This window comes from Protofrankia sp. CiP1_Cm_nod2 (assembly GCF_920664355.1).
In the GTDB taxonomy this organism is placed as follows: domain Bacteria; phylum Actinomycetota; class Actinomycetes; order Frankiales; family Frankiaceae; genus Protofrankia.
This window is the reverse complement of sequence record NZ_CAKKTL010000237.1, coordinates 1-5,017: the sequence shown is the minus strand read 5'-3', so window position 1 is coordinate 5,017 and position 5,017 is coordinate 1. Positions and strand designations below refer to the sequence as shown.

Annotated in this window: 3 protein-coding genes and 1 pseudogene; 2 read left to right on the top strand and 2 right to left on the bottom strand. The window is 73.3% G+C overall.

The window, feature by feature from the left end:
- Together NBW84_RS20295 and fabG are read right to left on the bottom strand one after the other, a co-directional pair.
- A partial coding sequence (locus NBW84_RS20295) for a ferrochelatase (protein ID WP_445548784.1) occupies nt 1-1,140 on the bottom strand: 1,140 nt, incomplete at its 3' end.
- Between the two features lie 530 nt (nt 1,141-1,670).
- The gene (fabG, locus tag NBW84_RS20290) at nt 1,671-2,387 is read right to left on the bottom strand and encodes a 3-oxoacyl-ACP reductase FabG (protein WP_250286461.1); all 717 of its coding nucleotides are present in this window, start codon (nt 2,385-2,387) and stop codon (nt 1,671-1,673) included.
- Between the two features lie 251 nt (nt 2,388-2,638).
- Here fabG and NBW84_RS20285 point away from each other — a divergent pair, with 251 nt between their 5' ends.
- Both NBW84_RS20285 and NBW84_RS20280 read left to right on the top strand, forming a co-directional pair.
- Nucleotides 2,639-3,007 carry a DUF167 domain-containing protein gene (locus NBW84_RS20285; RefSeq protein ID WP_250286460.1) on the top strand — a complete coding sequence of 123 codons (369 nt, stop codon included), beginning with the start codon at nt 2,639-2,641 and terminating at the stop codon, nt 3,005-3,007.
- Between the two features lie 339 nt (nt 3,008-3,346).
- A pseudogene (locus NBW84_RS20280) lies at nt 3,347-5,017 on the top strand (hypothetical protein); the annotation flags it as partial.

The following is a 5,017-nucleotide window of genomic DNA, read 5'->3' as shown; positions in this document are numbered from 1 at the left end:
GTCGGGGCCAGGGGCGTCGGGGCGCTCGTCCGCGGGGACGCCGGCGGCGGCCGGCAGCCGGCGGCCCGGCCCACGCGGGGCGCAGCACCACAGCGGGCACACGTCGTGGCCGGGGCCCAGCGGACTCAGCGCCGCCCGGGGGCGGTGCCCGTACCTGCGCTCGTCGAGAAGCTCCCGGACCATGGTGACGAACCGGGGGTCGACACCCACCGTGGACGCCCGGCGGAAGATCAGCCCGGCCTCCCGGGCCCGCTCCGCCGCCACCACGTCGAGATCGTGGACAACCTCCATGTGGTCGCTGACGAAACCGACCGGCACCACCACGACCGCCTGGGCCCGCCCGGCCGAGCCGAGCGCCGTCAGATGGTCGCCGACGTCCGGCACCAGCCACGGCACGCCCGGCGGGCCGCTGCGGCTGGCGTAGACCAGGTCGTGCGGGTGACGGCGGCCGGTGCGCAGCGCCACCCGCTCGACGATCACCTCGGCGGCGGCGGCCAGCTGCCGGGGGTAGGCGTCCCCGTCCGGGCCGCTGTCCGCCGCCTGCGTGAGCGGGATCGAGTGTGCGACGAAGACCAGCCGCGTCTGCGCCCGCGACCCGGCCGGGATCGTGGCCAGCTCGCCGACGACATGGTCGACCATGGGCAGGACGAAACCGGGATGGTCGAAGTACTGCCTCAGCTTGATCAGTTCCGGCGCGTCCGGGCCGAGGTGGGCCCGCGCCCTCGCAAGATCCTCACGGTACTGGCGGCAGCCGGAGTAGGAGGCGAAGGCGGACGTCACGAAGCAGGCCGCCCGGCGGACGCCGTCCCGCCGCATCGCCTCGAGCGCGTCGACGAGGAACGGTGACCAGTTGCGGTTGCCCCAGTAGACCGGCAGCGGCGCGAGCTCGGCCCGCAGCGCGGCCAGCAGCGCCCGGTTCTGGTCGTTGATCGGGCTGCGGCCGCCGAGGCTGCGGTACTGCTCGGCGACCTGGGCCAGCCGCTCGTCCGGCACGCCCCGCCCGCGGGTGACGTTGCGCAGGAACGGCATGACGTCGGACGGCGACTCCGGGCCCCCGAAGGAGACCAGCAGCAACGCGTCGACGGGCACCGGCCCGGTCCGGCCGGGCGCGGTCCCGGCCGCGGTCACGCTCCCGGGCACGGTCACGCTCCCGGGCACGGTCACGCTCCCGGCCGTGCCCCCGGGCGCGGTCACGGTCCCGGGCGTGGTCATGGTCCGGTTGTCACTCGACACGTCCGTCATCGTCCCCTGCGCTCGGGGCACAACACACCCCGCCCCCGGCCCGAACCGAGGACGCGCCACCGCAAGAGCCGCGCGGCCCGGCTCACCGCCCAGTCCCGCGATCCGGGCCGGCCTGACCGGCGATCCGGGCCGGCGAATGGGAGCCGTGACGCCGGAAACGCGGGATGAACGAGCGTACAGGCCACGCCAACGCTCCGTCCGCTCTGATCCGTGCGGTGTGCGCGGCAGGCTAGAGCGCCGGCCGGGTAACCATACGTGTCCCCCGAACGGTGGCACGCTTCGAGGAGCGCCAGCCACCGGAGAAGATCGGCACAATTTGGTCGTTGTGTACGCTTTTGCGGCCAAAAAGCGTACACAACGACAAAATCGCCTGGATCATGGCCTGTACGAGTGGTCGTGGATGATATCCGCGCTACCGGACCGGCAAGTTAGAGGCCCATGCTCAGGCCGCCGTCGACGGGGATCACCGCGCCGGTGATGTAGGAGGCCTGGGGGGAGGCCAGGAAGGCGACCAGGGCGGCGATGTCCTCCGGCTCGCCCATCCGCCGGATCGGGACCTGGTTGACCAGGTTGTCCCGCTGGGCGTCGGTGAGCGCGTCGGTCATGTCCGTGCGGATCGGGCCGGGGGCGACCACGTTCGCGGTGATACCGCGGGGGGCGAGCTCCCGGGCGAGAGAGCGGGAGAAGCCGATCAGGCCGGCCTTGGACGCGGCGTAGTTCGACTGCCCGGGGGAACCGACCAACGCCGAGACCGAGGAGATGAAGATCAGACGCCCGCGTCGCAGGCGCAGCATGGGCCGTGCCGCGCGCTTGGCCACCCGGTAGGCGCCCAGCAGGTTGGTGTCGAGGACCTCCTGGAACGCGTCCTCACCCATGGTGAGAAGAAGCGTGTCCCGGGCGATCCCGGCGTTGGACACCAGTATCTCTACCGGCCCGAGTTCCGCCTCCACCTCGGTGAACGCCTTGTCGACGCCTTCCGCGCTGGTGACATCCAGGCGGACGCCGTACAAACCGTCCGGCGCGTCACCGCCACGGCTGGCGACCGCCACCCGGTCACCATTCGCGGCCAGCGCGGCCGCGACCGCGGCGCCGATCCCTCGATTACCGCCGGTAACAAGAGCTACTCGTCCCTCACCGTCCACCATGGGATCGATGCTAGCTGCCGCATCGCACGCTCCAGAGTTATTACCCAAGGTGACACGCTGAATTCTCATTGCATTCAGGGTGCCCGGGCACCCAGCCCGTGATCATCGCTGGGCCACCTGGGCCGGACGACCCCGCAACACCCGTTCCACCGGTCGGCCCCCAGGCCACCGGCAAAGATCACCTGAGTGGGACGAGCCCGGGCCACCCGGACCCGATCGCCCGTCCGGGCGCTTCGCGGGACGATGCAACGGTGCGTCTGACGATCAGAGTCTGCCCCCGCTCGGCCCGGACCTCGGTCGGCGGCGGCTTCCCTGCCTCCGCGGCCGAAGCCTCGGGCGAGCCCTCGACCCAGGAGCCCACCGCGGCGGACGACCCTACCGGCGGCGGCCCGTCGGATGCCACCGCACCCCTCGTCGTCCGGGTGACCGCGCCGGCGGTGGACGGACGGGCCACCGAATCGGCGTTGCGCGCGCTGGCAACGGCCTTCGGCGTGCGCCGCCGCGAGGTCGTGCTGGTCAGGGGCGCCACCAGCCGGATGAAGATCGTTGAAATCGGCGGGCGGCCCGAATCCGCGTTGCGCGGCCGCCTGGCCGAACTCACCACCACGCCGAAAAAATGAAGAAAGGATGAAGAAAACAGGAGGAGTGAGGAAATCAGGTGCGCGGCGAAAACCCGACCGACGCCTAATGGACTGACGAATCCGGGTCCGCCGCCGCCCAGAGACCCGGTTCGCCCGCGCCCATCAGGCCGGATTCCCGGAAGATAAACCGGTGGAAACCACCACAAAAGATATGATCGCGCGGCCTTCGGCCCACCACCCCACCCACCGGCCGCCAGCCCCACGAAAACATCATCGCGCGGCCTTCGGCCGGGTGGGGCGGGCGGAGGCGCGGGAGCACAACCTTTGACAGGGGCTCATCGTCCGGATATGGGACAGATCGTGTCGACGGAGGCCAGGTTGCTTGCGCCGGGTGAGACCCATGCTGCCGTGCACGGACGGCTCCGGACACCGCAGGCGTCCGTGGCCGGCGCCGTGACCGGTCCTGCGGCCGGCGCCACGACCGGTCCGGTGGCCGGCGCACCGGTCACGCCCGCACGCGCCGACAGCCTCCTGCCCGCCCCCGTCACTGTCGAGCCCCTCGACCTGCCGGCCCTCATCGACATCGAGCGACGGCTGCGCGGCCTGGCCGCCGCGCTGATCGACGACATCGCGGACGCGGCGCCGCCCGGCGGGCCGGCCGTCGGCGATGTCGGCGGCGGCGGTGTCGGCGGCGTTGCCGCTCTGCGCACCGCCACGCGTTCCCTGGCAAGCCTGATCACCGTTCTGTGGTTCGACGCGCTGCGTGCGGGTGACCAGCTCCGGGTGCCCCCGGCCGCGTTCCCGCTGCTGGACGCCGTCCACCGCCTGCTTGCTCCCCCCGGCTCCGGCCCAGCCGGCCCGCCCGGAGCTCAGCCGCGGCCCGCTTCCGGAGGCCCGGCGGCGGCAGAGCGCCTGCCGTGGCCGCCGGGCCTGGTCGGCGTGACCGTGACCGCACGCTCCGGACCAGCGGTGACGGCCTGGGACGCCCTCGCCACGCGGTATGTCGCCGACCATCCCGGCATCACCGCACCAGACGAGATCATCGGGCATGCCGGTGCCGCCGCGCCGACCGGTACCGGTGAGCATGCCGGCGCCGCCACGACGGTCGCCGCGGGGGCACCCGGACGGCAGATCTGCCTGCTCGACCACACCGAGCTGTTCGACGGCACGGTGTGGGAGCCGGTCACCGATCCGCGGGTGCGCCGCCTGGGCGAGCTGGTGTGGGTGGTCACGGTCCCTGCTCATCCGGGCGCGGCTATCGCCGCCGAGGCGGGTGTCACCGACCAGGCGCGTCTCTTCGCCGCCGCCAACTGGCAGGTACTCACTGTCAGTTATGGACGGACGCTGTCCGCCCTGTTCGGCAGGCCGGGCGGGCAGGCGCTGCGCCGTCGGCTCGACGGGATGGGCCGCGCCGAGTTCCAGGAGCTGCTGCGCTCGTCAGGGGCGGAGCTGCGCCGACGTCTCGCCGGGCCCGGGGCGTCCGGAGCCGGCATCACCCGGCTGCTCGACGAGCTGTCCGACGACGAGATCGCCGCTGCTCTGCGTGACGTCGGCGGCAACGACCTGCCCCTGCTCGTGGACGCCTTCGACGAGGTCGACCCGCACCGGCCCACCGTCCTGTTCGTACACGTCGACGCGGGCCCGGCCGAACGGACAGCGCGATCCGACGTTGACGAGTGGGCCGGGCTGCCCGCGGGCAGCGCCGCCGCCCGCCTCGCGCGCCTCGTCCGACGGCGGCTGGCGGCGAAATCGGTCACGCGGGCGAGCCCGCCGCCGGTCCCGTCCGAGCCGGCGCGCTCCTACCTCGGACGGGTCAGCACGCTGGCCGCCTTCGGCGCCGTCATGCGCGATCTCGCCGACGTCCAGCCGCGGGTCGCCGCCGGCATCGTCACCGCCACCACCCCGGAAACCGCCACCGCGCTGGCCGGATGGCGCGACGCTGTCGGCACATGGTCGCCGTCGCGGGCCGCCGCGCCCGGGGAGCCGCGCCGGCGCGCCGGCGGGCAGCTGGCCGAGCCGGCCTTCCCCGGCGTGCTGGCAGGGCTGCTC

Excerpts from the sequence above, each read along its gene's own strand:
- fabG (WP_250286461.1), bottom strand. The coding sequence starts at position 2,387 with ATGGTGGACGGTGAGGGACGAGTAGCTCTTGTTACCGGCGGTAATCGA.